Below are 24,328 nucleotides of genomic sequence, written 5' to 3'. Positions count from 1 at the left end.
CACCCTCACTAGCATTGAGGCACCACTGCACTCGAAAGGATTCCTGCCATGAACGCTCCACACTCCACATCTTCCCCGGAACCTGATGACGACTCCCAGGAGCCGTTGCCTTTAACCAAGGATCCATTCCTTAGGTGGAGCGTTCTTGTCCTTATTATCCTTGTCATCATCGCCATCGTCACCAACCTGCCTTAAAGCTGGCGACGGCATGGTCCGACTAGGCGTCTAGCCCCCTAGCGCTTGCGCCGGCCGCGGAGAAAACCTTTTAGCTCCGCCTTCTTGGCAATCGCGGCCACCTGTGCCGCGGTGTAGTTCACCGGCGCGACCCCGGCGCGCGGCAGGACCCAGCCCCGCCAGTAGGAGATGATGGCCATGCCACTGCCGACGATCGGGGAAACCACCATGCCCATGGCAAATTGGTCATAGGATGCAAAGGTCACCATGACGATGCCGGTAACGATGGATGGCACCGCGTAGAGGGGGCTGCCGCCGAAAATGGACGGGATTTGTCCAGAGGCGACATCGCGGACCATTCCCCCACCAACGGCGGTAAGAACTCCCAAAAATACGCACGGGATCATGGGCATGCCCGCAGCCAGTGCTTTCACGCAACCGGTGGTAGACCACATGCCCAAAATGATGGCATCGCCGTGCTCGCGGAAAATCTCCCACGCCTTTCCCTTCAGTTCAATGAGGAAGGCGGTCAGCGCGCCGGCGCAGGCAAGGCCCAGGTACCAGGGGTCTGAAATGGCGGCGGCGGGGCCGTCATCGATAAGCATGTCGCGGATCATGCCGCCTGCCAGGCCAGAGAAGAGGGCGAGGAAAATAAATCCCACGATGTCGAATTCGCGACGGCGGGCGATCGTGCCGCCGATGATGCCGTTCAAGGCCACTCCGATCAGATCGAAGGCCTGGTACATCGTGTTGATGAGGGGATCCACGTCGTGCATAACAACTACTGAACATAGCCGATCACACCGGTTTCGCCCTTTCCAGGGGTAGCGGGCGAGTAAGGTTGATAGACGGTCTCTTGTGACCGGATTACAGTGTTATCCCGCTTTGTCTCGGTTATCTCGAAAGTTCTTTCATGTCTAACTCAAATGCCAGGTACTTCATCTGGTCCAATGGCCTGCAAAATTTAGGCGATCAGATAGTCGCCTCCAAAACGGTGCTGCCAGCGCTTTTTAATGCGGCAGGCGTTCCCGCCTTCTTCACCGGCCTGCTTACCCCTATCCGGGAATCTGGCTCCATGCTGCCGCAGGCTGCCCTTACCCCCTGGGTGACCACGCACCGCGCCCGCAAGCGCTTGTGGATGATCGGCTCAACCGGCCAAGCCATCTCCGGCGCCGTCATTGCCCTTGCCGCATTCTTTATCCGTGGCGCATGGCTGGGTGTGGTCGTGCTTCTCGCCTTGGCGGCGCTTTCCTTATTCCGCGCTCTGTGTTCTATTGCGGGAAAGGACGTGCAGGCGCGCACGATTTCCAAGGGCCAGCGCGGCCGGGTCACCGGATCAGCAGCGGCCTTGGGCGGCGGGGCTACTCTGCTTGCCGGCGTCATCTTATTCCTCTTGGGGGATCTCACAATTTCCACTATGGGCATCGTTTTATTGGTCGGCGCTTCTACCTGGGCCATTGCCACGTGGGTATTTTCGCACGTGGAAGAGCCGGTGCCGGAGGGGGAGCAAGAGGGCATCGATAAGAGCTGGTGGTCAGATACCTGGAAGCTTTTTACTGGCGATGCCCAATTCCGCAACTTCGTCATCGTTCGCTCCCTGCTGCTGGTCTCGGCGCTTTCTACCGCATTTATCGTGCTGCTGCACGATGACCTTTCCGGCATCTACGGCTTCGTGCTTGCCTCCGGTCTGGCTTCGCTCGTAGGTGGGCGCGTTTCTGGCATATTTTCGGATAGATCCTCCAAGAACACTATGGCGGCTGGTGCGGCCATTTCCTCCGTCATCATCCTGCTCATCGTGGCTGGTTCCCATTGGGCCCCAGACTCCGTGAATGCTTGGGTCATGCCGCTCGGCTTCTTTGCCGTCAACCTCGCGCATACGGCAGTCCGCGTGGCCCGAAAGACCTACGTTGTGGATATGGCCGGCGGCGATAAAAGGACGCAGTACGTGGGTGCCGCTAATACAATGATGGGCATTATTTTGCTCATCGTGGGTGGTATTTCTTCCGTCATCGCTCTCGCGGGACCAGAGGCAGCGTTGATTTTCTTGGCGCTCGTTGGCTTTGTTGGCGTGTGGCGCGCGGGCAGCCTAAAGGAGGTTTCTCGCACATAGTTTAAATAGGGACTATATGATGAAGCCCGAAGAACTAATCAAACTCAACCCCCAGGAGTTTTGTTGACCGTGGAAGCAACTACCCCAAGTGCCGTCGTCGTCCTCGCGGCGGGCGCCGGCACGCGCATGAAATCCACAAAGCAAAAGACTTTGCACGAAATTGGCGGTCGCACGCTGCTTGGACACGCACTGCACGCCGCGGCGGGAATTAATCCAGACCACCTCGTGACCGTCGTGGGCCACCAGCGCGAGCAGGTCTCACCCGTCGTAGAAAAGATTTCGAATGAGCTGGACCGCGAGGTTGTGCAGGCCGTGCAGGAAGAACAGCGCGGTACCGGCCATGCCGTGTCCTGCGGGATTTCCCCGATTTCGGATTTTGAAGGCACCATCATCGTTACCAATGGTGACGTGCCGCTTTTGACCCCAGAAACCATCGAGGGGCTGCGCGATACCCACACCGTTCAAGGCAATGCGGTCACGGTATTATCCATGCGCCTTGCAGATCCCACCGGCTATGGCCGCATCATTCGCGACACGGACGGGTCTGTGTCCGCCATCGTGGAGCACAAGGATGCCACCGATGAACAGCGCTTGGTTGATGAGGTCAATTCCGGCGTTTTCGCTTTCGATGCGGCAGCATTGCGCGATGCCCTGACCAAGCTTGATACCAATAATGCGCAGGGCGAGCTTTACATTACCGATGTCCTCGAAATCGCCCGCACCGCCGGGCATGGCGTGGGTGCGCACGTGGCCGCGAATCCGCAGGAACTCGCCGGCGTCAATGACCGCGTGCAGCTGGCCGCCGCCGGCCGCGAGCTCAACCGCCGCATGGTGGAAAAGGCCATGCGCGGCGGCGCCACCATCATCGATCCAGAGACCACTTGGATTGGTGTCAATGTCACCATCGGCACCGATGTCACCATCCACCCCGGCACCCAGCTCTGGGGAGCGACGAGCATCGCCGATAATGCCGAGATCGGCCCGGACTCCACGTTGACGAATATGCAGATCGGTACCGGCGCGTCCGTCGTCCGCACGCACGGCAGCGATTCCGTCATCGGCGTCAATGCCAAGATCGGGCCTTTTACCTTTATTCGCCCGAATACCATCGTGGGCGAAGACGGCAAGCTCGGCGGCTTCGTGGAGGCGAAGAATGCCGAGCTCGGCCGCGGTACCAAGGTGCCGCACCTTACCTATATTGGTGATGCCACCGTGGGCGAGGAATCCAATATCGGTGCGTCCTCGGTCTTCGTCAATTACGACGGTGTGAACAAGCACCACACCACCATTGGCAGCCACGTGCGCACCGGCTCGGATACGATGTTTATCGCTCCGGTCAATGTCGGTGATGGCGCGTACTCCGGTGCGGGTACAGTAATTAAAGACGATGTTCCCGCGGGAGCACTCGTAGTCTCCGGTGGCAAACAGCGCAATATCGAAGGCTGGGTTGAAAAGAAGCGTCCGGGCACCCCAGCGGCAGAAGCCGCAGCCCGTGCACAGGACAACGAAAAGTAAAGGGGCATATTCTCCTATGACTGGCAAGGTAACTGGTAGTAGCAAGAACATGAAGCTCTTTTCTGGGCGCGCACACCCAGAATTGGCAGAGGCAGTGGCAAAGGAACTTAACACCGATCTGGTTCCTACCACCGCCCGGGACTTCGCCAATGGCGAAATTTTCATCCGCTTCGAAGAGTCCGTGCGCGGCGCTGACTGCTTCGTCATGCAATCGCATTCCCAACCGCTTAATAAGTGGTTGATGGAACAGCTCATCATGATCGATGCGTTGAAGCGTGGTTCCGCCAAGCGCATCACTGCGATCTTGCCGTTCTACCCATACGCGCGTCAGGATAAAAAGCACTTGGGCCGCGAGCCCATCTCCGCCCGCTTGGTCGCAGACCTCCTGCAGGCAGCCGGCGCGGACCGCATCGTTTCGGTGGACCTGCACACGGACCAGATTCAGGGCTTCTTCGACGGCCCGGTGGACCACATGCACGCCCAGCCCATCTTGACTGACTACATCAAGTCCAAGTACGCCACCGATAACATCGCCGTCGTCTCCCCCGATGCCGGCCGCGTGAAGGTCGCCGAAAAGTGGGCCCACGACTTGGGCGATGCCCCGCTGGCCTTCGTGCACAAGACCCGCTCGAATACCGAGGCCAATAAGACGGTCTCCAACCGCGTGGTGGGCGAAGTTGAGGGCAAGGACTGCGTGCTTCTCGATGACATGATTGACACCGGCGGCACCATCGCCGGTGCTGTGCGCGTACTCAAGGAAGCAGGTGCAAAGAAGGTCATCATCGCCTGCACCCACGGCGTATTCTCTGACCCCGCCCGCGAGCGCCTGTCCGAGTGCGGTGCCGAGGAAGTCATCACCACCGATACCCTGCCGCAGTCCACCGAAGGCTGGTCCAACCTCAAGGTCCTGTCCATCGCCCCGCTTCTGGCTCGGACCATCCACGAGATCTTCGAAAACGGTTCCGTGACTACCCTTTTCGACCGCGCATAAGCGTTTAGCCGGTCGCACTACACCTCACACCCCGCCCTTCGCGCTCACCGTGAACGGCGGGGTGTTGGTGTTTTCCATCCCCGTGAGCGCCAAGGGCGGCGCAGATACACGCAAGCACTACCGCACTACCGCCTGCTGTTCTCCCACCCGCCCTTCGCGCTCACTGCGTAACCCGAGCTACAGACATACGCGCCGCCGGTGAGCGCGAAGGGCGCAATCAGAGGAAAGGGCGCGAAGGAAGATTAACGGGGTGGGTTTTGGTTTCGTCGGCCGAGAGATGCTAATCTAACTCAGTCTCGGCGAGGGCGACTCAAAAAAATTGGGAAGCCGTTATCGACGCGATTGAAGTTAGAGCATGTTGCTTTTATTGACGCCTGCGATGACTCGTCCAAGACGTTCATCGGCAGGCTTTCGTCGTTTTTATAACTTCGATAGCCTCGCCGCACTACACCGACAAAGGAGATTGCATCATGGCAGAGCGCCCAATTATTAAAGCAGAACCACGTACCGTCTTTGGCAAGGGCTACGCCCGCCGCCTGCGCCGCGACTGGAAGGTTCCCGGCGTAATCTACGGTAGCGACCAGGAGCCCGTACACTTCGCAGTGCCGCTGCTGGACATCCAGTCCCTCGTTCGCAACAACGGTGTCAACGCCGTTTTGGAGCTCGAGATCGAGGGCGAGCAGTACCTGACCATGGTCAAGAACGTTGACCAGAACGTGCTCACCATGGACATCGACCACGTTGACCTGCTGCTGATTAAGCGCGGCGAGAAGGTCGAGGTTGAGGTTCCGATTACCCTGACCGGCGAGTCCGCACCGGGCACCATGCACATCCAGGATGCAGACGTCCTCATGGTTGAGGCTGACGTACTGAACATTCCGGAAGAGATCGAGCTGTCCATCGAGGGCCTCGAGGACGGCGAGGTCATCACCGCCGCCGACATCACTATGCCGGAAGGCACCACCCTGGTGGCAGACCCAGAGACCGTTATCCTCTCCATCACCCTGCCTGAGGTTGACGAGGAGCTCGAGGAGGCCGCTGAGGCTGCCGAGGAAGGCGGCGCCGACGCTGGTGCCGACTCCGTCGACGAAGAGGGCGAAGGCGGGTCCTCCGAGTCTGACGATTCCGAGGAGTAATTTCCCACTCCCCCAAACGCATATCGCCGTGAGCATTGCTGCTCACGGCGATATCGTGGTTTTATAGATGGTTTTATAAATCTTGTCCGGCAAGTTCACGAATTCTAGGCGTGATTTCGATCTTGCCTTTGCCTTCCTTAGCGCGTTTGATAATGAGCCGCGCAGCAGCAACTTTGCTACTAGGAATCTTTTCGGTTTCGCGATCAACTTCAGGTGGTTTTTCGGTCATGGGGCGCACCTCCTTAATCACTACGATACTTCCCCAAGTCCACCGTTATAAGAGGTATTTTTAGCACCCGAGCAGCAGTGATAATCGGCGGCATATTCTATGGAGCATGGAATTGTATTTCCAATAGAATTTCAATCTATGCGACAATAATGCAGTGACTCCACTACTCGTAGTAGGCCTTGGCAATCCTGGCCCGAAATATTCAGGCACGCGGCACAATATCGGCTTCGACGTTGCCGATGAGCTCGCCGGTGAATTCATGAGCAGCTTTTCGGTACATAAGAAGACTAATACCGAGGTTGCGGAAGGAATGCTATCCGGCCGCAAGGTAATCTGCGCTAAACCGCGGTCCTTTATAAATCTTTCTGGCGGGCCGATCAAGGCACTCGCCCAGTACTTCCATCTGGCGCCCGCGGATATTGTGGTGGTGCACGATGAATTAGAGTTCGACTTCGGGACCGTGAAATTGCGCCAAGGCGGTGGCGATCACGGGCACAACGGTCTGCGCTCTACTACGAAGTCGCTCGGTACTAAGGACTATCAGCGTCTTTCCATCGGCATCGGAAGGCCGCCAGGCCGGATGGATCCGGCATCGTTTGTGCTCAAGCCATGGTCCAAGCAAGAAAAGGTGGAAATCCCTATCCTCTGCGCTGACGCGGTAGCAGAAATAAGGAGTGCGCTAGACTAGCTGGCATGAAATTGGCTACTCTTCGCACCGCGTTCGGCACCTCCGCAATCCGCATTGAAGGCGATAATGTGGGAGTGGAGCTGGACTACGAAGACGTAGGAGCGCTGCTGCGCAGCGAAGATTGGCGCAAGGCCGCACAGCTATCCGGCGAGCCGATAGTCTTTGATCAGCATGATTTAGAAGCAGTCGTCCCAACGCCAGGAAAAATCATCTGCGTAGGCCTTAATTACGCCAAACATATCCGGGAAATGGGCCGCGACTTTCCCGAGCACCCCACGCTGTTTATCAAGTTCGCCGATGCCCTGACCGGCCCCTTCGATGACGTCTATATCCCCGAATACGCTACCCAGAAGCTGGACTATGAGGGTGAGCTTGCGGTGGTCATCGGCGAGCGCGCGCACCGCGTAACCCGCGCGGACGCATTGGATTACGTGGCGGGGTATTCCATCATGAATGACTACACCCTGCGCGATTTTCAGCGCCAGACCAGCCAATTCCACGCTGGCAAGTCTTTTTATCGCACCGCAGGGTTTGGGCCTTGGCTGACCACCCCTGATGAATGGGCGCCAGGTGGTAGCGCGCGGCTGACCACCACGGTTAATGGCGAGGTGCGCCAGCAAGACAATACCGATGACCTCATCTTTTCCATCGCTGAGCTCATCGAATTTTGCTCACAGCTCTATCCCCTCAACCCCGGTGACGTCATCGTGACCGGTACGCCCGAAGGCGTTGGGTTTGCCCGCGACCCGCAACAATTCCTCCAGGATGGCGATATGGTAGCCATCGATATCGAAGGGCTCGGCCATATTTCTAATACCACTCGCTACGGCGAGCCCGGCCTCTAAGCCTGTTGCACATACCCCGCACATGCTGTGGCTGGGTTCTCACTCCAACGAGGGCACACCAGTTTTCTAGATAGAGCCATCTAGCCGTTAAGCTGGAAGAATGAGCACCAAAAGCAGCAAATCCCCTAAGAAGCTGAATAAGAAGGCCTACGAAAAAGAGCTCGAGCGGTTGCAAGCAGAGCTCGTCGATATGCAGCAGTGGGTTGTTGAAACCGGCGCCCGCGTGGTCATCATCATGGAAGGCCGCGACGCCGCCGGCAAGGGTTCTGCCATTAAGCGCATCACGCAGTACCTCAACCCCCGTACCTGCCGCATCGAGGCACTACCGGCCCCGAACTCGCGAGAGCAGGGCCAGTGGTATTTCCAGCGCTACGTGGAAAAGCTGCCCACCAAGGGCGAAATCGTCATCTTTGACCGCTCTTGGTACAACCGCGCCGGCGTTGAGCGCGTCATGGGCTTTTGCACCGACCAAGAATACGTCCGTTTCTTGCACCAGGCTCCCACCTTTGAGCAGATGCTTGTGGAAGACGGCATCATCCTGCGCAAGTACTGGTTCTCTGTCTCTGATGAAGAGCAGATTAAGCGCTTTGAATCCCGCCGCAATGATCCGCTGCGCCGCTGGAAGCTCTCCCCCATGGATCTGCAATCCATTACCCGCTGGGAGGACTACTCCCGCGCCAAGGATGCCATGTTCATCCACACCGATACCCCGACCGCGCCGTGGTACACCGTGGAGTCCGAGGATAAAAAACGCTCGCGCATCAACGTCATTTCGCACCTGCTCAATACGATCCCTTACGAGAAGATCGAGCGCGAGTTGCCGGAGATCCCGCACCGTCCCGATTCCGATGGCAAGACCTACGAGCGCCCAGACCGCGAAGAGTTCCGTTACGTACCGGATGTAGCCGCCAAGCTAGAGGACTCGTCTAAAAAGAAAGGGAAGAAGAAAGGCAAGAAGAAGGACAAAAAGAAGTAGTCCCCCGAAGGCGTACTACTATGTCCGACTATGAGCATTGACACCGTGGCAAAAGCACGCTTAGGGGATAAAATCCTCACCGCGGTGGCAGCGCTCATCGCGCTGTTTTATCTCATCGGGGCTTGGGCGGCTCCAGGAGCTATCGAGCTCATCCAAGCAGCGCTTTCGCTTTTATTCTTGCCCTTCATCTGGGTCTGGCGTACCAAACCAGTACTCAGTGCAGCTGGCTTTATTGTCCTCCTTGGTGCGTGGGCCGCGGCGTGGATAAGCCAGCTACCAGCCAACCTCGGGGTTACTCCATGGGCATTGACCGCACCCATGGCCGTCTACACCACCTCCCGCTACGTGGAACGCCGCTCAATTCCCCGCGCGGTGCTTGCCGCCGCGTTCTTGGGTTCCTTTATATCGCCTGCTATGTGGCGCATTGACCCCGAGTCCTTTTTATTATCTTTCCAGCTAGATCGCCGCTACATCACCTTGCTGGTGGTGCATTGGGCAGTACTCGGCAGCGCCTACTTCATCGCCGCACGCTATTTTGACCTGGATAGGCAACGCGAGCGCTTAGCCCAAGAACGATTCCACCAAGCGCAGGAGGAAGAGCGCTTACTCGTCGCCCGGGAATTGCACGATGTCTTGGCCCATTCCCTCACCTTGATCAAGGTTCAGGCAAATGCCGGGATTATCGCCGCGCGAACGGATTCGACCGCCGCAGAGGACACCTTGCAGAGTATTCGCGATGGTGCGGATTCCGCGCTGGAGGAAGTGCGCGGCATCGTCACGGCACTACGCAGTACGGGGCCTACGGCTTTGGAACCCGCGCAGCAGCTCGAGCATGTACAGGGCATCATCGACGGCTTTCGCACCGCTGGCCTGAAGATTGACGCGGAATTGCCTTCCTCCTACGAGGTTTCCGCGCTGACTCAGCTTGCCCTGGTACGCATCATTTCTGAAGGGCTGACCAATGCCCTGCGCCACCAAGGCCCTGGTACGCACGTGCAGCTAAAACTCACGCTTTCCGATGCCGCACGGGTCACCCTCACCTCCACCGCTACGTCACCTACACCCAGTGAGGTATCCGGCAGCGGCGTGGGTTTGGTGGGAGTTAAGGAACGCGCCCAAGCCTTGGGCGGATACTTAACCAGCAGTGGCGATGCCCAGAAATTTACACTGGCTGCGGAACTCCCACTACACAAGGACAACCATGCCTAAGATTCGCGTCATGCTTGCAGACGATCAAGCAATGCTCGTCGCTGCCTTATCGACCATCTTGAACGCGCAGGAAGATATTGAGGTGGTGGCTACCGCAGCCTCCGGAGGCGACGCCGTCTCCTTGGCACTTCGACACCGCATTGATGTGGCCATTTTGGATATACGCATGCCTGGCATGGATGGAATTGCCGCGGCTCAAGCTATCCTCTCCCGCATCCCTGACTGCCGGATCATCATGCTCACCACGTTCAATGAAGAGGATCTGGTATCGCAATCTATTGCCGCCGGTGCGCATGGATTCTTGCTAAAAGACGCCGACCCAGAGGTGCTGGTAGAAGCCGTACGCGACGTTGCCAGGGGCGAGTCTGTCCTCGCCGCCCAGGTAACGGGTCCTGTTTTAGAGGGCTACCGCAAGGCGCTAACGCACAGCCAGCTCAGTCCACACGAGCGCCAAGGACTGAGCCTAGTTACTCGGCGCGAGATGGAGGTGCTCACGCTCATCGCGCGCGGTGCTACAAATAGCGAGATTGCCGGCCACATGTCTATCGCAGATACCACGGTAAAAACGCATGTCTCTGCACTGATGTCCAAGCTAGCTGCACGCGACCGCGTGGCTTTGGTGCTGCTGGCGCACAAAGCTGGCATTGCCTAGTCTCCTACTGTGGTAGGACTACCCCGGCGCGAAGACCGTCTCGCAGGCTGAAGATTAAGGCAGTAGCGCAGCTCATACTTTTCGTATGAGCTTTGAAGTTTCTCTCGAACACATCACAAAGTCTTTTGGTTCCCAGGCAGTGCTGCGGGATATAAGTTTTCATATTTCGCCTGGCCGCGTACACGCTGTGCTCGGGAGAAATGGTGCCGGCAAGTCCACCTTGTTTTCCATTTTCCTCGGTCTGCTGCCCGCCGATTCGGGAACGGTGCGCGTGGCCGGAGAACCATGGTCGCGCGAAGTCCTCGACTATGTCGGCGCCTCGGTTAACGGGCCGGCTTTCTATGGCCACCTTTCTGCTACGGATAACCTCCGCGTGCATACCCGCCTTCTCGGATTGCCTGATACTGAAATCGACCGTGTCTTGCACATTGCTGGTCTAGCCGGGGCTGGTTCTAAGAAGGCAAAGTCGTTTTCCACCGGAATGAAAGCCCGCTTGGCCTTAGCCCAAGCCCTACTCGGTGATCCAGAAATCTTATTGCTCGATGAACCGCAAAATGGACTCGATCCACAGGGCATCGCGGAGCTCCGCAAACTCCTCCAGCAGCTCGCCGCCGCTGGGCACACAGTCGTGGTCAGCTCCCATCAACTCGGTGAGGTCCTTCACCTAGCCCCCGACATCACTATTTTGTCCCAAGGCACTATCCGGTACTCCGGCTCCCTACAAGAACTGGCCCCCAGCGGTGAATTGGAAGCCGAATTCTTCCGCCTGACTTCTGCAGATGGTGAGACCGATGAGTAACCAGTATCGACGGTATCTTTCTGCAGAACTACTGCGTTGCCGCGGCAGCGCCCTGCAGTGGTTACCCTTGCTCGCCCTGCCCCTAGTGGTAATGACGGTATTCTTTTCTGCGTTCGCCTCCTCCGCCGAGGACGCTACCGGGGTTCTTGGCTGGCAATCCATGTTTATCACCGGCATGTACGCTCCACTCATAGCGCTTTTTGCTGGCGTTCCAGAGCGCCGCGAGGTGCTCAGCCGCGGCGGCGGCACCCTATGGCGCCGGCTTCATCCTCGCTACGAGCACGCGTCCCGGTTCCTCTTCGTCGTGGTAAGCCTCGCAGTTTTTCACCTTCTTAATTTCGGTCTGTCCTGGGCGGCGGTTGCAGCGCAAGGGCGTGCAGACCACCAGCTGCTTCTCATCGCTGGGGTTTATTCTTTCCTTGGAGCCATCGGCATCGCGGGGCTTGCGACCGCATGCGCCCGCAGGCTGGGCCTTGCCGTCACGCTTATCCTCGCGGTTATCTGGCAGGTCATTAGTGTGCTTCCTCGCGTTGTCGAGGGGCAGCTATGGTGGGCCTTTCCGCCCGCGTGGCCGCTGCGGTTACTGTTGCCTGCGCTGCGTATCCACCAAAATTCGGTTCCGCTCGAGCCTGGCGATCCACTCCTGCAGGAAAGCCCTCTTCCTGCACTGGCGTTATGCCTCATCCTCGCTGTAGCAGGCTCTTTGACCGTGACCATGACGCCACAGCGAGTACGTCCGCTTTCCCGACGCCGGCGCGTAGCGATACCCACGACCAGTACCGCCGCCACGCCAGCTCAAGGGTGGCAGCCTGCGAGTGCCTCTCGTGCCGCTGCCTGCTCCCGCCTTTCCGATGCGCTCCGGGGCTTTCACCGGGCCATAATGACGCCAGCGGTCATTACGTGCTTGGTATTAAGCGCCTTAGCGCTGATCTTTATTGCCCTTTACTACCCACCACGCTATGTACAGGGATTCTTCGTATTTCTGCTTCTCCCCGTGGGTGCCGGTGTACTTCCTGTACTGGTCTGGCCGGGGTTCTCGGGCGCGTGGCCGATTGTCTATACAGAATCTCGCCACTGCTCTACTGCCCTTCTCCTGTGGTTACTGGGCATCATCGCAGCGGTGTGCACGTGTGCTTCGGTCGCAGTTATCTTCGCCGGTGAAGCCACCCTAGCTGTGCTCGCCCAACTGCCGCTGACCATCGGCGTCGGGTACGTGCTCGCGGTGGTCTCGCTCATCATGGTGATCCGCTTTGGTATCTGGAGCTCGCTAGTTCTCACCATCATCGGCACCATTGTCTCCGTGACGGTAGGCGGCGATGTCCTTGCAAAGACCGTCCTCTGGCTCGTTGCTTTCCCCGCCTGGCCGATGAATGCGGATTCTCCTGGCCGCTACGCCTGTGCTGCGATAATGACCCTGCTTTTCGCCGCCATTACTTCGTGGGCCGCCAGGCGGTTGCTGCGCACACGGGCACTTCGCCCTACCGATTAAATAACTAAGGCCCGCGGGGACTCCGCGGGCCTTAAACTATGCGAGCTTAAAGCTCAGAGGGAGATACGCGCTTGGGCAGGACCACCGGGCGGGCATTAGAAAGCCCTTCCACCACGCGGATGACCTGGTTGGAGTAACCAAACTCGTTGTCGTACCAGACATAGAGCACCAAGTGCTTGCCGGAGGCGATGGTGGCGATGCCATCGACGATGCCGGCATTGGTATTGCCCACGAAGTCGCTAGAGACGACCTCTGGGGAGGCGATGTAGGAAATCTGCTGGCGCAGATCCGAGTGCAGGGAGACGTTGCGCAGGAAGTCATTGACCTCATCGCGGTCGACTTCTTGCTCCAGCTCTAGGTTAAGCACCGCCATGGACACATCCGGGGTAGGAACGCGGATGGCGTTGCCGGTCAGCTTGCCTTCGAACTCCGGCAGGGCCTTGGCCACGGCCTTGGCGGCACCGGTGGCAGCAAGCACCATGTTCAGGCCGGCGGCGCGGCCGCGGCGCTCGCCCTTGTGGTAGTTATCAATGAGGTTTTGGTCATTGGTAAACGAGTGCGCTGTTTCCACGTGACCGTGGGCCACGCCGTAGCGGTCATTGATGACCTTGAGCACTGGGGTAATGCCATTGGTGGTGCACGATGCGGCGGAGAGGATCTTATCGTCATCGGTAATGGCGGAATCGTTGATGCCAAAGACGATGTTTTTAATATCGCCCTTGCCCGGCGCGGTCAGCAGCACGCGGGCCACGCCCTTGGCCTCCAGGTGCTGGGACAGGCCTTCCTTATCGCGCCAAACACCGGTGTTATCCACCAGCACGGCGTTGTTGATGCCGTACTCGGTGTAATCGATCGTGGCCGGGTCGTTGGCGTAGATCATCTGGATCTTCGTGCCATTGGCCCAGATAACCTGTTCTTCCTCGTCCACGCTGATGGTGCCGTTGAAGGCACCGTGGACGGAATCGCGGCGCAGGAGGCTGGCGCGCTTGATGATGTCCCCTTCGCCCTTATTGCGCACCACAATCGCGCGCAGGCGCACGCCGCCGTAAGCGGCTTCGCGAGCGACGAGGATGCGGGCAAGGAGGCGGCCGATGCGGCCAAATCCGTACAGCACGACATCGGTTGGGTCGATGTCCTCGCCGGCACCGACGATTTCCGTGAGTTCATCTTCGAGGTAGCGGCGCAGGTCATCTTCGCCCGACTCTTCAAAGCCCAAAAGGAGGCGTCCCACGTCAATCGACGCGGAGCTTAGGTTCATATCCGCTAGTTCGGACAGGATGGGCAGGGTCTCTGCCGTGGAGAGATGGCGCTGGGCAATGCGCCGTCCATAGCGGTGGGACTTGATGATGTCGATATCGGTCTGCCCAACCAGTGGGCGGCCGAAGATGGTCGCGACGACGTTGTTATTGCGGTGCAGTTGGTGGATGAGGGGAATCATGTGTTGCGCCAATTCGAGGCGCTCGTTCCAGTCATCATGTCCAATATGTGCGTTCGCAGTCACGAGGCTCCATCCATTTCTATTTCGGGGGTGGCTAGAAATCTTCTCCCCAAATTTTAGCGTGTCTTAGTGTTTGCTTTGGCATAGGGAGTCCAGAATGTCTGCGACACTACCCCCCGCGGATTTTGGCGGCCGGCTCACCTACGAGGCAGTAGGCTACGGCGTCATCGTGCTGCGCTCGGCGTTCCTTGAGCACGGAATTAAGCATGGGATATATCGGGGGTAAATCCGGGTGGGCGCGGGTGTAGTCGTTTTCCAAGCCGCGCGCATGCCGCCCGGAAAAGGCGCGGGTGGATACGGTGGCCCCGCCACGCTGAAGAAGCTTGCGGTTGTAGTCACTGGTTCCGGCTTCTTTACTCAACAAAAAAGGCAGAGCCGCACGAAGCAGCAACCACGCCGGGCAGGCTTAATACCTGGGTTACGTCGCTTGCCGTGCGCAGCCCACCTGCGGCAATCAGCGGGATGTTCGGTGCGACGGAGTGTACGGCTTTGTGGACGGCGGCAATGAGCTCTGCCAGGGGTCGATCATCGGGAAGCGCGGTGCGGTCCCACGTGCCTCGGTGCCCGCCGGCAGCGGGCCCTTGTACGCACAGCGCGTCCACTCCCAGCGTGGCGGCGGCGCGGGCCTCGTCGGGCGTGGTGACGGTGGTCCAAGCCTCGGCACCAGCGGCGTGGATGCGGGCAAGCTGCTCAGAGTCAAAGGCGCCGAACATGGACCACACGACGCGCGTGCCGCCCTGGAGCGCCAGCTCGAGCTTGTCATGGAAGCCGAAGGAATAATCGGGATCCGGCAGCGTGGCACCTTCAGCCGCAGCCAATTCCGCGGCGGCGGCCAATTGCTCGGGTGTTAATGGATCTTGCGGGCAAAACAGGTTCACCCCAAAGGGGATGCCGGCGCAGGCATCAATCTGGCTGCGGGCAGAGTCCACGCTGGCAGACCCAAGCCCCAAGGTGCCAAAGGAACCGGCCTGATGCGCGGCGCGCACCAGATCCACGATGGTGGGCCCGCCAGCCATGGGCGCTGGCATTACGGGTCGGCGCAAAGATTGAATAACCTGGCTCATAGGAAACTACTGTACCAAGCTAGAAAGGCGCATTCGTGGCAGCTTTGACAGATTTTATTGCCCGGATTTTCTGCGGTCCCTCGCCAGTGCAGCAGGGGCTGGACCCGGCCGAGTTGGAGGCAGACTGGCTCATCATTGGCCTGGGAAATCCCGGCGCGAAATACGCCGCCACGCGCCATAACGTGGGATATATGGCCGTGGACGATGTGCTTGCCCAAGGCGGCGACGTGCTCGAGCCGGTGCGCGGGATGGACCTCGAGGTAGCGCCGCTGCGCTGGGGCGATACCCGCGTACTGGCGGTGCGCACGACAACGTTTATGAATCTCTCCGGTGATCCGATTGCCCCGCTGGCGCGGGCTTTGGGCATTGCGGCAGACCACATCATCGTCATCCACGATGAGCTCGACCTGCCGGCCAATAAGATTCGTCTGAAGCAGGGCGGCAATGAAAATGGGCACAACGGGCTGAAGTCGCTCACGCACAACCTGGGTACGCGGGATTATGTGCGCGTGCGCATTGGCATCGCGCGCCCGCCCAAGGGTTCGTCGATTCCGGATTACGTCTTAGCGCCTGTCGATGCCGGCCCCGGCTTCGATACCGCCATTGCGTCCGCCGCCGAAGCCGCCCGGCTCATCGCCACGCAAGGGCTCGTACAAGCCCAAAACCGCATTCATTCGCGCTAAGACTGGGAAAATTTCTCCAGCGCCTGCGGGCTGCCGGCGGCGACGATGAAGTCGGTGGGGGCGAGCTGGGTGGCATCGGCAAGCGGGGCCCAAGCACCCTCCGCCTGGCAGACTGAGACCAATTGCACGTGGTGGGTGCGCCACACCTCGCCCAAATCGAGCGGGCGGCCCGTGACCGAGGAGGGCGCGGCCATCTGCGTCACGCCGTAGTACGGAGCGATCTCAGCAAAATCGCGGAAGCGCCCGCCCAAGAGGTAGGCCACGCGGCGGCCGGTATCGCGCTCCGGGCGGATGACGTGGTGGGCGCCAATCTGGCGCAGGATGCGCTCGTGGGCCTCCGAATTGGCCTTGGCCCAAATATCCTTGACCCCCAGCTCCACCAAATTGGAGACGGTGAGGATGGACGCCTCCAGGTGCGAGCCGATGCCCACGATAACTCGCTCCACCTCGTCGATGCCCAGTTGGCGCAGCGCCGCCGGATCGGTGGTATCCGCGGAAATGGCCTCGGTTAAGTGCGGTGCTCGTTCGCGCACGATCTTTTCATCGGAATCGATGCCGAGGACCTCTACCCCATGGCCCATCAGCTCGCTAGCCAGGGAGCAACCAAACCGCCCCAAGCCAATGACGACGACAGGGGCGATGTCGAGGGTGGCGCGGGAGTGGCCCAACGCCTTGAAAAGGCTAGCCAATGAAGGGCCTTTCTTCGGGGTAGCTGTAGCGGCGGCCGAGGTTCTTGGCCGCCAACGCTGCTACCAGGGTGGTTGGGCCAACGCGGCCCAGGTACATGATGAAGCACAGCACGATTTGTGAGGGCGCGGACAAACTGGCGGTAATCCCGGTGGATAGGCCCACGGTGGCAAAGGCGGACATGACCTCGAAGGAAACCTGATCGCCGCTAAATTGCGGGTCGAAAAAGCGCAGCGCCGCCACGCCGAGGGTCACCACCAGCACGCCGGCAAAGCTCAATGCTAGCGCCTGCCGGGTAACACTGTGGGGAAGGCTGCGGTGGTAGATGGAGGTCTTTTCCTTGCCCAAAAACTCCGCCGCCATGGCGGCCAATAGCACGCACGCGGTGGTGACCTTGATGCCGCCAGCAGTACCGGCCGAGCCGCCGCCGATAAACATCAAGGTATCGGTGCCCATGAGCGTTACCGGGTGAACCTCACCGTAGTCGAAGGTATTAAACCCGGCCGTGCGCGGAGAAACGCTGGCAAAGAACGAGTTGAGGAGCTTCTCGCCCCACGTCATCGGCGCCAGCACGCCATTCCACTCCGTCAAGGCAAAAAATATCGTGCCTGCCGCAATGAGCACGCCGGTGGCCGCCAACGTCATCCGCGCGGTAATTGAGATGCGACGCGTCGCCTCCGAACCGCGCCGCACGTGGCGTACCAATTCCGCCCAGACCGGAAAACCCAGCCCACCACCGATGACCGCTCCGGCCAGCGGCAAAAGGATCCAGGCATCGCCGACAAAGGGCACGAGGTTATCGCTATTGGTGCTAAACCCAGCGTTATTAAAGGCCGAAATGGCGTGGAAGATGCCCTCCCATAACGCCCGTGGGAAGGAATGCCCGTAGCCCACCATAAGCCGCGCGGTGACCGCCGTGGCGATAATGCTTTCTACCACCGCGGTAAAGGCGAAGGTGAAAATCAGGGTGCGGCGAATGCCACCGGCGAGGATGGGCCGGTTTTCATAGGCGCCGGTCTTGCGGGCCTTAAAACTAATCCGGCCGGTCAAGAGCAGGCCGGATAACGAGGCCAGCGACATAATGCCCAAACCGCCCAATTGGATAAGGGCCAAGATGACGACTTGCCCGGCCGGGCTCCAGAAGCTGCCGGTATCGACCACGACCAAGCCGGTCAGTGAGACCGCAGAGGTCGCGGTAAAAAGTGCGGATAAAAACGAGGCGCGGGAATCTCCGGCCTCGGCGAACGGCAGCAATAACAATACCGTTCCTATCAAGATGAGCAGTAGAAACCCGGTGGCAGTTAGCCGCGCTGGCCCCCACTGCCGCAGAAAAAGCAGGCGCTTCACAAGCCGGAAGTATAGACCTATCCAGACCCAAGCGGAACTGCACGGCGGGATGCCGCGGATAAATATCACGGAAGGATATCGCGGACGGATGTCAGGACCATGGCTAGAATCGGGCCCATGACTTCGCCGTACTCCGCAGCTAGGACAATCGTGATTACCGGGGCTTCGTCAGGCATTGGTGCCGCGGCCGCCCGGCAGATTCACCGCACCCGCCCGCAGGATAACCTCGTCATCATCGGCCGCAATCCGGACAAGACTAAGGCCGTTGCTCAGGAGGTGGGAGGTAAGTATTTCCTCGCCGATTTCGAATCGCTGGCCCAGGTCCGCCAGCTGGCCGATGACCTGCAAAAGCTAGAGCGCATCGATGCCCTGGGCAATAATGCCGGCGGCATCTTCGATGGCCCCACCATGACCGCCGATGGATTCGAGCGCACGTGGCAGGTCAACGTGGTCTCGCCGTTCCTGTTGACGTCCCTGCTACAAGACAAGCTGCGCGAGAGTAACGCCACCGTGGTCAACACGGCGTCGTTGGCCAATATGGTGATGTCGAATTTCGATCCGGCAGATCCCAATACGCTGGAGCATTTCAGCCCAGAGCGCGCCTACGGCAATGCCAAGCTGGCGGATATCTTGCTCGCCCGCTTTATCGATGCCCACGGCATCAACGCGGTGTCCTTTCACCCGGGCGTTTTAGCCACCGAATTTGGCAAGTCCTCCACGGGGCTTACGGGCAAGTTGTACTCCGGGGTCATCGGCAAGGCCTTTGGCACCGCAGAGGCCGGCGGCGAGAACTTGGCCTACTTCCTTACCGGTACCGAAGGCATCCATTTCCAGTCCGGGGAGTATTACAATAATAGGCGTTCGCTGGGCCTGCAGCGCCCGATTGCGAAGAATACCTCCGTGGCCCACCGCGTCTTTGAGGATCTGGGCCGCCGCCTCAATGTGGAGTGGTAGCGCTCAAGCATTAGACTATGGCGCATGAGTTCTGTCGCTTTTGAGGCCTCGCGCCGCCGCACGTTCGCCGTTATCGCCCACCCGGATGCCGGTAAGTCCACGCTGACGGAGGCGCTGGCGCTGCATGCGCACGTGATTAATGAGGCCGGCGCGGTCCACGGCAAGGGCAACCGCAAGTCCACCGTGTCTGACTGGATGGACATGGAGAAAAACCGCGGTATCTCCGTGGCTTCGTCTGCGCTGCAGTTTGAATACGCCCCGGAGGGACACGAGGGCGAGCCTTATATGATCAACCTGGTCGATACCCCAGGTCACGCGGACTTTTCGGAGGATACCTACCGCGTGCTTACCGCCGTGGATGCCGCAGTGATGCTTATCGATGCCGCCAAGGGCCTCGAGCCGCAGACCCTCAAGCTCTTCCGCGTCTGTAAGGCGCGCGGCCTGCCCATCGTCACGGTGATCAACAAGTGGGACCGCGTGGGCCGCGAGCCACTCGAGCTCGTCGATGAGATTGTGAACGAAATCCAGCTGCAGCCCACCCCTCTCTACTGGCCGGTGGGCATCGCGGGCGATTTCCGCGGCCTAGCTCACATCAATGAGGACGGCGAGGCCGATAATTACATCCACTTCATCCGCACCGCCGGTGGTTCCACCATCGCACCGGAGGAGCACTACGATCCGGCGGCCGCAGAAGAAAAGGAAGAGGATGTGTGGGAGACCGCGGTGGAAGAAGCCGAGCTCCTTGCCGCCGATGGCGCCCTGCACGATCAAGAGCTCTTTGAACAGTGCGTGACCTCCCCGCTCATCTTCGCCTCGGCCATGCTGAACTTCGGCGTCCACCAGATCCTGGATACCTTGTGCGCCATCGCCCCAGCCCCGCACTCCCGCGAATCCGATCCCAAGGCCGTGGAGGCGGCCACCAGCGCCATCGATGAGGTGCGCGAGGTAGCCGATGACTTTTCCGGCGTCGTTTTCAAGGTGCAGGCGGGCATGGACCAAAAGCACCGCGATAACCTGGCGTTTATGCGCGTGGTCTCCGGCGAATTCGAACGCGGCATGCAGGTCAACCACGCCCAATCCGGCCGCAGCTTTTCCACCAAGTATGCGCTGACGGTCTTTGGCCGCACCCGCGATACCGTGGATACCGCTTACCCTGGCGATATCGTGGGCCTCGTCAACGCGGGCGCGCTGGCACCGGGCGACACCATCTACTCCGGCAAAAAGGTCCAGTTCAAGCCCATGCCCCAATTCGCCCCGGAGGCCTTCCGCATCCTGCGGGCGAAGTCGCTGGGCAAGTATAAGGCCTTCCGCAAGGGCTTGGAGCAGCTCTCGGCCGAGGGCGTGGTGCAGATCCTGCGCAACGATGCGCGCGGCGATGCCTCCCCGGTCATGGCTGCGGTCGGCCCCATGCAGTTCGAGGTCATGCAGGCCCGCATGGAATTCGAGTACAACGTCGAAACCGTCACCGAGCCCATCCCCTACTCCGTGGCGCGTCGCACCGATGCCGAATCTGCACCGGAACTCGGCCGCCAGCGCGGCGTAGAGATCTTCACTCGCCAAGATGGCGAGCTCATTGCCCTCTTTGGCGATAAGTGGAAGCTCGCCTTCATTGAAAAGGAACACCCAGAGCTCACCATGGAGACCTTGGTCGCGGATTAATCGAGCGGCTGCCCCCCCGTCAGAGCAGCATGACCGGGATGACCACGATCTTCATGAACTGCGCCACCACAATGGTGGAGGTATAGCCGGTAAGGATGCGCGAATCCGAGCTGGCGCCCGTGGCGTAATTGACCACCGCGGGCTGGCCAAAAAGCCCGGAAATGCCGCCTGAGGTGCGGGTTTCGGATTGCCCCATAAACCGACTGGCCGCCGCGAAAATCCCGATGATGATAACGGCGATGATCGCGGCCAGCACCATGGATTTCAGGCCCATCCAGGAAAAGGCGGTGGAGACAAAGGCCTCTCCGGAGGACAGGCCCACCGAGGCCAAGAAGATGGCAAGGCCCCACTGCTGGAATGCCGTATTGATCGGGGAGGGAATCTGCCACGGAATGCGGCTGGTGCGGTGCAAGGCACCGAGGACCAGTCCGGTGATCAGTGGGCCCAGCGCGAACCCGAGCTCGAAGGACGCGCCACCGGGCAGCGGAACCACGATAAGCGAAATAAGGTAGCCGATGGTCAGCCCACCGCCGAGTGCTACCCAGTTAAGCTGCGAGTATGCGGTCACGGAATCGCCAAAGTAATCGCGGACATCGCCCAGGCGATCGTGTTTGACCACGATCTCTAGGTCATCGCCGGATTCCAGGTGGGTCTCGTTGGTGGCAAGGAATTCCTCATCGCCGCGGCGCACCCGCACAATCCGCGCGCCGTAACGCGAAAAGAGGTTGAGCTCCTTGACCTTGCGGCCCTCGATATCCTCGTTGGAGATGGCCACGGTCTCATTGACCAGGCGCTTATCCACAAACGGGGTTTGGGGCTGGCGCTTTCCCAAGGCATCGGTAAGCTCCTTAGCTTTAGCCTTGGTCACCAGCACGCGCAGGACATCGCCGCGGTGCAACTCTGGGTTATCGCCCGGCACGTCGACATCGCGGCCGCGGCGGATGGTAGCGATGATGAAATGATCCGCGAATTTCTCGCGCAGCTCAGCATAGGAAATATCGCGGGTGACCTTAATCGTTCGCGAGCGGAAAATCTTTTCCGCCGAGTGGTCTTGGTCCTTCTGCGCTGGCCAGCTATGCCGCAGGACGAATGCCACAAGGAGGATGGCCACGGCCACGCCGACCGGATAGGCCAAGGAGTATCCCACGGCGGGCAGCTCCTCGCCGGATTGCTGCTGGGCCACGGCAAGCGACGCCGTGGACGTCGTTGCACCGGAGAATACGCCGGTCACCGCCAGCGGCGATAACCCCATGAGGCTGCCGATGCCCAGCGCCGCGGCCGCCGCGGCTATTACCGCCACAGTGGCGAGCAGCATGTGTTTTAGCTGGGTGGAAAAGCCCTTGAAGAAGGCCTCGCCGGCAGACAGGCCTTGCATATAGATAAAGAGTCCCAAGCCCAGCTCCTGCAAGGAACTGAGGATATTGTCATCTAGATCAATAAAGGATCCGAAGGCTAAGCCGACAAAAAGGGTACCCGCCGCGCCGAAGCGCAGCGGGCCAAAGGGAATCATGCCAAATAGCGTGCCGAGCACGATCATGAAGAAAATGCTCAGCCAAATATTGCCATCAAAAATCGCTAACACGCTGTGCAATCTTAGGAGCTTGGCGCGATTTAGCTAGCTGAAAATGCTTGGCACCGTGCACCGAATACCGCCATTAGTGCAGCGCACGCGATTACCCCTCCTGATGCCGCCAAGAACCAGGAGGGCGATCTCACACCACCGCGCAGAGGTGAGCTAGTCCAGCAGGAATTCCTTCCACTTCGGCCACTCGGCGTGGGTTTGCGCCTTGCCGGCTTGGTAATTCGCGCGCAGCTTATCCACGTTGCGCTCGGTGGAGGCCACCTGCATGTCTTCGGGGAAAAACAGCTGCGCCTTGCCCTGACGTTCTAGCTCGAGGAGACGGTCCTTGGCCGCGTTATAGATGGGTGGGCGGCCAATGAGGGCATCGGCAATAGCGGGGTATTTACGGAAGATGCGGCGGGTAATCGCCGGGCGCGCCACCTCGGGGCGGACGTACCCGCGCGGCTTGGAGCCGATGAAGAGGAATTTCTCATAGCCGGCTTCTTCAGCCTGCTCGATGGTAATGCCGCCGGACGAGCCCAGGGCGCCGTCCACATAGGGCGAGCCATCGATGATGCGAATCGGCATGAGTAGCGGCAGCGTGGACGAGGCGCGCACCCGCACATACAGATCTTCCGGTTCTGTCACATCATCGCGGGTCCAATACACGGATTCGCCGGTATCGGCCCGCGCGGCGGCAAGCACCATATCCGCTGGGTGCTGGCGGTACGCGTCCCAGTCAAAGGGCATATCTTTATCCGCGGAGCGCTCATAGATATATTCCGCATTGAAATAGCCATTGCCGCGCACCAGCGATCCCACGCCACCGAAGCTGGGGTTATTGACAAAATCCGTGAAGGATTCTTCCGCGCGCTTGGCATCGTGCGAGAGGTAATTGACCGTGTGGGAGGCGCCAGCAGATACCCCGCCCACCCATCCAAAGGTGACGTTTTCTTGGATGAGTTTGACTATGCAGGCGGCGGTATAGGAATTGCGCATTCCGCCGCCTTCGATCACTAGGGCGGTGTTGCTGGCATCAATCATGGTCTCCTATAGTACGCGCGGCGATGTTACGGCGGTCAACCCGCTACCTGGCTGCGCGGCTAGACTTAAGGCTTATGGGATTATTGGATGCTCTTGCCAAGCTCACCGGGAATGGGGCGCCGCAGTTGGCGCGGCCCGATTCCGCGGCGACGACCGTGCAGGTGGACCGGCTGGATATTAGGACCGCCGGCCAGCTCATCATCATTATCACCGGCCGGCAGGGCGCGCGGGCCCTTGCTGAGATCGCCGCCTCGCGCGAGTCCGCAACCTTCATCTCCCCCACCACCACGGCGCATTTCCCCGCCGTAAAGAAGGATGTGCTACCTGTCAAAGACCCCAAGCACGGCTGGATCATCCCCATCACGCCCTCGCTGGCGAGCGCGCTTTCCCAGGCAGAGCTTGCGGGTGCTCCGCTTGCCGATGCCCCCACCTCCAGCGAGCACGAGCTATCCCCCAGCCTCGCGGTGGTGGTGGAATAATGCCTATCTACCCCTTCCAAGGAAAACGCCCGCGCATCCACCGCAGCGCTTGGATCGCGCCAAACGCCACCATCATTGGTGACGTGGAAATCGGCCCAGATTCTTCCATCTTTTATGGCTGCGTGCTGCGCGGTGATGTCGGCCCCATCTGCATTGGCAGCCGGTGCAATATCCAGGACAATAGCGTTGTGCACGTGGAGCGGGAGTCACCGTGCGTCCTCGAAGACGATGTCACGGTAGGCCACATGGCCATGGTGCACGGCGCCCACGTGGGTGCCGGCAGCCTAGTGGGCATGTCCGCTACCCTGCTGTCGCGCTCCACCATCGGTCCTGGTTCGCTCATCGCCGCCGGCGCGCTGGTGCGCGAAGGCGCGGATATTCCGGCGCGTTCCTTGGCCGCCGGCGTTCCAGCTTCGGTGCGCCGCGAACTGTCCGCCGAGCAATCCGCGGCGTTTATCCCGCACGCCGCGCGTTATGTGGACCTTGCTCAGCAGCAGTCTGCCGCTGAGCTCGCACTTGATGATGTCTACTTTGACTAG

24 protein-coding genes and 1 pseudogene are annotated in these 24,328 nt (G+C 59.8%); 17 read left to right on the top strand and 8 right to left on the bottom strand.

Annotated features, from left to right (window positions below):
- Positions 1-48 precede the first annotated feature (48 nt).
- Entirely contained in the window at positions 49-195 is a 147-nt protein-coding gene (locus HMPREF1261_RS12905; protein ID WP_005280000.1) for a hypothetical protein, read from the top strand.
- Between the two features lie 38 nt (positions 196-233).
- Here the strand turns inward: HMPREF1261_RS12905 and HMPREF1261_RS10250 are convergent, their stop codons facing one another.
- Positions 234-950, bottom strand: a complete 717-nt coding sequence (locus tag HMPREF1261_RS10250; RefSeq protein WP_023030900.1) for a trimeric intracellular cation channel family protein — start codon at positions 948-950, stop codon at positions 234-236.
- A 137-nt stretch (positions 951-1,087) separates the two neighbouring features.
- Between HMPREF1261_RS10250 and HMPREF1261_RS10245 the strand changes: the two genes are divergently transcribed.
- The 4 genes from HMPREF1261_RS10245 (at position 1,088) to HMPREF1261_RS10230 (ending at position 5,926) form a co-directional block, all read left to right on the top strand.
- Positions 1,088-2,284, top strand: a complete 1,197-nt coding sequence (locus HMPREF1261_RS10245; protein WP_023017670.1) for a hypothetical protein — start codon at positions 1,088-1,090, stop codon at positions 2,282-2,284.
- 69 nt (positions 2,285-2,353) lie between these two features.
- Complete coding sequence (glmU, locus tag HMPREF1261_RS10240; RefSeq protein ID WP_023030899.1) at positions 2,354-3,799, top strand: bifunctional UDP-N-acetylglucosamine diphosphorylase/glucosamine-1-phosphate N-acetyltransferase GlmU; 1,446 nt, start codon at positions 2,354-2,356, stop codon at positions 3,797-3,799.
- Between the two features lie 16 nt (positions 3,800-3,815).
- A complete protein-coding gene (locus tag HMPREF1261_RS10235; RefSeq protein WP_005279993.1) occupies positions 3,816-4,790 on the top strand; it encodes a ribose-phosphate diphosphokinase in 975 nt (324 codons plus the stop codon).
- A gap of 470 nt (positions 4,791-5,260) precedes the next feature.
- A complete protein-coding gene (locus HMPREF1261_RS10230; protein WP_023030898.1) occupies positions 5,261-5,926 on the top strand; it encodes a 50S ribosomal protein L25/general stress protein Ctc in 666 nt (221 codons plus the stop codon).
- A 73-nt stretch (positions 5,927-5,999) separates the two neighbouring features.
- Here the strand turns inward: HMPREF1261_RS10230 and HMPREF1261_RS10225 are convergent, their stop codons facing one another.
- Positions 6,000-6,155 carry a hypothetical protein gene (locus HMPREF1261_RS10225; RefSeq protein WP_023030897.1) on the bottom strand — a complete coding sequence of 52 codons (156 nt, stop codon included), beginning with the start codon at positions 6,153-6,155 and terminating at the stop codon, positions 6,000-6,002.
- A 154-nt stretch (positions 6,156-6,309) separates the two neighbouring features.
- Here HMPREF1261_RS10225 and pth (HMPREF1261_RS10220) point away from each other — a divergent pair, with 154 nt between their 5' ends.
- From pth (HMPREF1261_RS10220) to HMPREF1261_RS10190, 7 genes are all read left to right on the top strand, one after another.
- On the top strand, positions 6,310-6,843 hold the full coding sequence (gene pth, locus HMPREF1261_RS10220) for an aminoacyl-tRNA hydrolase (protein ID WP_023030896.1): 534 nt from the start codon (positions 6,310-6,312) through the stop codon (positions 6,841-6,843).
- Positions 6,844-6,848: 5 nt separating this feature from the next.
- Positions 6,849-7,688: a fumarylacetoacetate hydrolase family protein gene (locus HMPREF1261_RS10215; protein ID WP_023030895.1), complete on the top strand. Its 840-nt coding sequence runs from the start codon at positions 6,849-6,851 to the stop codon at positions 7,686-7,688.
- Between the two features lie 100 nt (positions 7,689-7,788).
- A complete protein-coding gene (ppk2, locus tag HMPREF1261_RS10210; RefSeq protein WP_005279987.1) occupies positions 7,789-8,664 on the top strand; it encodes a polyphosphate kinase 2 in 876 nt (291 codons plus the stop codon).
- 30 nt (positions 8,665-8,694) lie between these two features.
- A complete protein-coding gene (locus HMPREF1261_RS10205) occupies positions 8,695-9,873 on the top strand; it encodes a sensor histidine kinase (protein ID WP_023030894.1) in 1,179 nt (392 codons plus the stop codon).
- Positions 9,866-10,525: a response regulator transcription factor gene (locus tag HMPREF1261_RS10200; protein WP_023030893.1), complete on the top strand. Its 660-nt coding sequence runs from the start codon at positions 9,866-9,868 to the stop codon at positions 10,523-10,525. Before HMPREF1261_RS10205 ends, HMPREF1261_RS10200 begins: the two co-directional genes overlap by 8 nt.
- An 85-nt stretch (positions 10,526-10,610) precedes the next feature.
- Entirely contained in the window at positions 10,611-11,324 is a 714-nt protein-coding gene (locus HMPREF1261_RS10195; RefSeq protein ID WP_023030892.1) for an ATP-binding cassette domain-containing protein, read from the top strand.
- Positions 11,317-12,813 (top strand): hypothetical protein, encoded by a 1,497-nt coding sequence (locus HMPREF1261_RS10190; protein ID WP_023030891.1) that lies wholly within the window; start codon positions 11,317-11,319, stop codon positions 12,811-12,813. Before HMPREF1261_RS10195 ends, HMPREF1261_RS10190 begins: the two co-directional genes overlap by 8 nt.
- A 46-nt stretch (positions 12,814-12,859) precedes the next feature.
- Here the strand turns inward: HMPREF1261_RS10190 and HMPREF1261_RS10185 are convergent, their stop codons facing one another.
- Together HMPREF1261_RS10185 and HMPREF1261_RS10180 are read right to left on the bottom strand one after the other, a co-directional pair.
- Positions 12,860-14,314 (bottom strand): glyceraldehyde-3-phosphate dehydrogenase, encoded by a 1,455-nt coding sequence (locus HMPREF1261_RS10185; protein WP_023030890.1) that lies wholly within the window; start codon positions 14,312-14,314, stop codon positions 12,860-12,862.
- A 63-nt stretch (positions 14,315-14,377) separates the two neighbouring features.
- Positions 14,378-15,327: pseudogene (locus HMPREF1261_RS10180) on the bottom strand (nitronate monooxygenase).
- An 83-nt stretch (positions 15,328-15,410) separates the two neighbouring features.
- Between HMPREF1261_RS10180 and pth (HMPREF1261_RS10175) the strand changes: the two are divergent.
- On the top strand, positions 15,411-16,058 hold the full coding sequence (gene pth / locus HMPREF1261_RS10175) for an aminoacyl-tRNA hydrolase (RefSeq protein ID WP_005282041.1): 648 nt from the start codon (positions 15,411-15,413) through the stop codon (positions 16,056-16,058).
- On the opposite strand, the gene HMPREF1261_RS10170 is transcribed toward pth (HMPREF1261_RS10175), so the two are convergent.
- Both HMPREF1261_RS10170 and HMPREF1261_RS10165 read right to left on the bottom strand, forming a co-directional pair.
- Positions 16,055-16,747, bottom strand: coding sequence for a TrkA family potassium uptake protein (locus HMPREF1261_RS10170; RefSeq protein WP_023030887.1), 693 nt, complete (start codon positions 16,745-16,747; stop codon positions 16,055-16,057). The two genes, pth (HMPREF1261_RS10175) and HMPREF1261_RS10170, sit on opposite strands and share 4 nt — an antisense overlap.
- The gene (locus HMPREF1261_RS10165; RefSeq protein ID WP_034658357.1) at positions 16,740-18,092 is read right to left on the bottom strand and encodes a TrkH family potassium uptake protein; all 1,353 of its coding nucleotides are present in this window, start codon (positions 18,090-18,092) and stop codon (positions 16,740-16,742) included. Before HMPREF1261_RS10165 ends, HMPREF1261_RS10170 begins: the two co-directional genes overlap by 8 nt.
- 117 nt (positions 18,093-18,209) lie before the next feature.
- Between HMPREF1261_RS10165 and HMPREF1261_RS10160 the strand changes: the two genes are divergently transcribed.
- Together HMPREF1261_RS10160 and HMPREF1261_RS10155 are read left to right on the top strand one after the other, a co-directional pair.
- Positions 18,210-19,046 (top strand): SDR family NAD(P)-dependent oxidoreductase, encoded by an 837-nt coding sequence (locus HMPREF1261_RS10160; RefSeq protein WP_034658354.1) that lies wholly within the window; start codon positions 18,210-18,212, stop codon positions 19,044-19,046.
- 24 nt (positions 19,047-19,070) lie between these two features.
- Positions 19,071-20,705, top strand: a complete 1,635-nt coding sequence (locus tag HMPREF1261_RS10155; protein WP_005282034.1) for a peptide chain release factor 3 — start codon at positions 19,071-19,073, stop codon at positions 20,703-20,705.
- Positions 20,706-20,724: 19 nt separating this feature from the next.
- On the opposite strand, the gene HMPREF1261_RS10150 is transcribed toward HMPREF1261_RS10155, so the two are convergent.
- Both HMPREF1261_RS10150 and HMPREF1261_RS10145 read right to left on the bottom strand, forming a co-directional pair.
- Positions 20,725-22,287 (bottom strand): TrkA C-terminal domain-containing protein, encoded by a 1,563-nt coding sequence (locus HMPREF1261_RS10150; protein ID WP_023030884.1) that lies wholly within the window; start codon positions 22,285-22,287, stop codon positions 20,725-20,727.
- Positions 22,288-22,440: 153 nt separating this feature from the next.
- A complete protein-coding gene (locus HMPREF1261_RS10145) occupies positions 22,441-23,310 on the bottom strand; it encodes a patatin family protein (protein WP_023030883.1) in 870 nt (289 codons plus the stop codon).
- Between the two features lie 74 nt (positions 23,311-23,384).
- On the opposite strand from HMPREF1261_RS10145, the gene HMPREF1261_RS10140 reads away from it, so the two are divergent.
- The gene (locus HMPREF1261_RS10140; protein ID WP_023030882.1) at positions 23,385-23,789 is read left to right on the top strand and encodes a hypothetical protein; all 405 of its coding nucleotides are present in this window, start codon (positions 23,385-23,387) and stop codon (positions 23,787-23,789) included.
- Positions 23,789-24,328, top strand: a complete 540-nt coding sequence (locus tag HMPREF1261_RS10135) for a gamma carbonic anhydrase family protein (RefSeq protein ID WP_023030881.1) — start codon at positions 23,789-23,791, stop codon at positions 24,326-24,328. The genes HMPREF1261_RS10140 and HMPREF1261_RS10135 overlap by 1 nt, the downstream gene beginning before the upstream one ends.

The organism is Corynebacterium sp. KPL1818 (assembly GCF_000478135.1).
Taxonomy (GTDB): Bacteria; Actinomycetota; Actinomycetes; order Mycobacteriales; family Mycobacteriaceae; genus Corynebacterium; species Corynebacterium accolens.
This window is presented reverse-complemented; position numbering and strand designations above follow the sequence as displayed.

Bases quoted from the DNA above. Each gene is read 5' to 3' on its own strand.
- HMPREF1261_RS12905 (WP_005280000.1), top strand. From the start codon at position 49: ATGAACGCTCCACACTCCACATCTTCCCCGGAACCTGATGACGACTCC.
- HMPREF1261_RS10250 (WP_023030900.1), bottom strand. From the start codon at position 950: ATGCACGACGTGGATCCCCTCATCAACACGATGTACCAGGCCTTCGAT.
- HMPREF1261_RS10245 (WP_023017670.1), top strand. From the start codon at position 1,088: ATGTCTAACTCAAATGCCAGGTACTTCATCTGGTCCAATGGCCTGCAA.
- HMPREF1261_RS10235 (WP_005279993.1), top strand. From the start codon at position 3,816: ATGACTGGCAAGGTAACTGGTAGTAGCAAGAACATGAAGCTCTTTTCT.
- HMPREF1261_RS10230 (WP_023030898.1), top strand. From the start codon at position 5,261: ATGGCAGAGCGCCCAATTATTAAAGCAGAACCACGTACCGTCTTTGGC.
- HMPREF1261_RS10225 (WP_023030897.1), bottom strand. From the start codon at position 6,155: ATGACCGAAAAACCACCTGAAGTTGATCGCGAAACCGAAAAGATTCCT.
- HMPREF1261_RS10215 (WP_023030895.1), top strand. From the start codon at position 6,849: ATGAAATTGGCTACTCTTCGCACCGCGTTCGGCACCTCCGCAATCCGC.
- ppk2 (WP_005279987.1), top strand. From the start codon at position 7,789: ATGAGCACCAAAAGCAGCAAATCCCCTAAGAAGCTGAATAAGAAGGCC.
- HMPREF1261_RS10205 (WP_023030894.1), top strand. From the start codon at position 8,695: ATGAGCATTGACACCGTGGCAAAAGCACGCTTAGGGGATAAAATCCTC.
- HMPREF1261_RS10200 (WP_023030893.1), top strand. From the start codon at position 9,866: ATGCCTAAGATTCGCGTCATGCTTGCAGACGATCAAGCAATGCTCGTC.
- HMPREF1261_RS10195 (WP_023030892.1), top strand. From the start codon at position 10,611: ATGAGCTTTGAAGTTTCTCTCGAACACATCACAAAGTCTTTTGGTTCC.
- HMPREF1261_RS10190 (WP_023030891.1), top strand. From the start codon at position 11,317: ATGAGTAACCAGTATCGACGGTATCTTTCTGCAGAACTACTGCGTTGC.
- HMPREF1261_RS10160 (WP_034658354.1), top strand. From the start codon at position 18,210: ATGACTTCGCCGTACTCCGCAGCTAGGACAATCGTGATTACCGGGGCT.
- HMPREF1261_RS10155 (WP_005282034.1), top strand. From the start codon at position 19,071: ATGAGTTCTGTCGCTTTTGAGGCCTCGCGCCGCCGCACGTTCGCCGTT.
- HMPREF1261_RS10145 (WP_023030883.1), bottom strand. From the start codon at position 23,310: ATGATTGATGCCAGCAACACCGCCCTAGTGATCGAAGGCGGCGGAATG.
- HMPREF1261_RS10140 (WP_023030882.1), top strand. From the start codon at position 23,385: ATGGGATTATTGGATGCTCTTGCCAAGCTCACCGGGAATGGGGCGCCG.
- HMPREF1261_RS10135 (WP_023030881.1), top strand. From the start codon at position 23,789: ATGCCTATCTACCCCTTCCAAGGAAAACGCCCGCGCATCCACCGCAGC.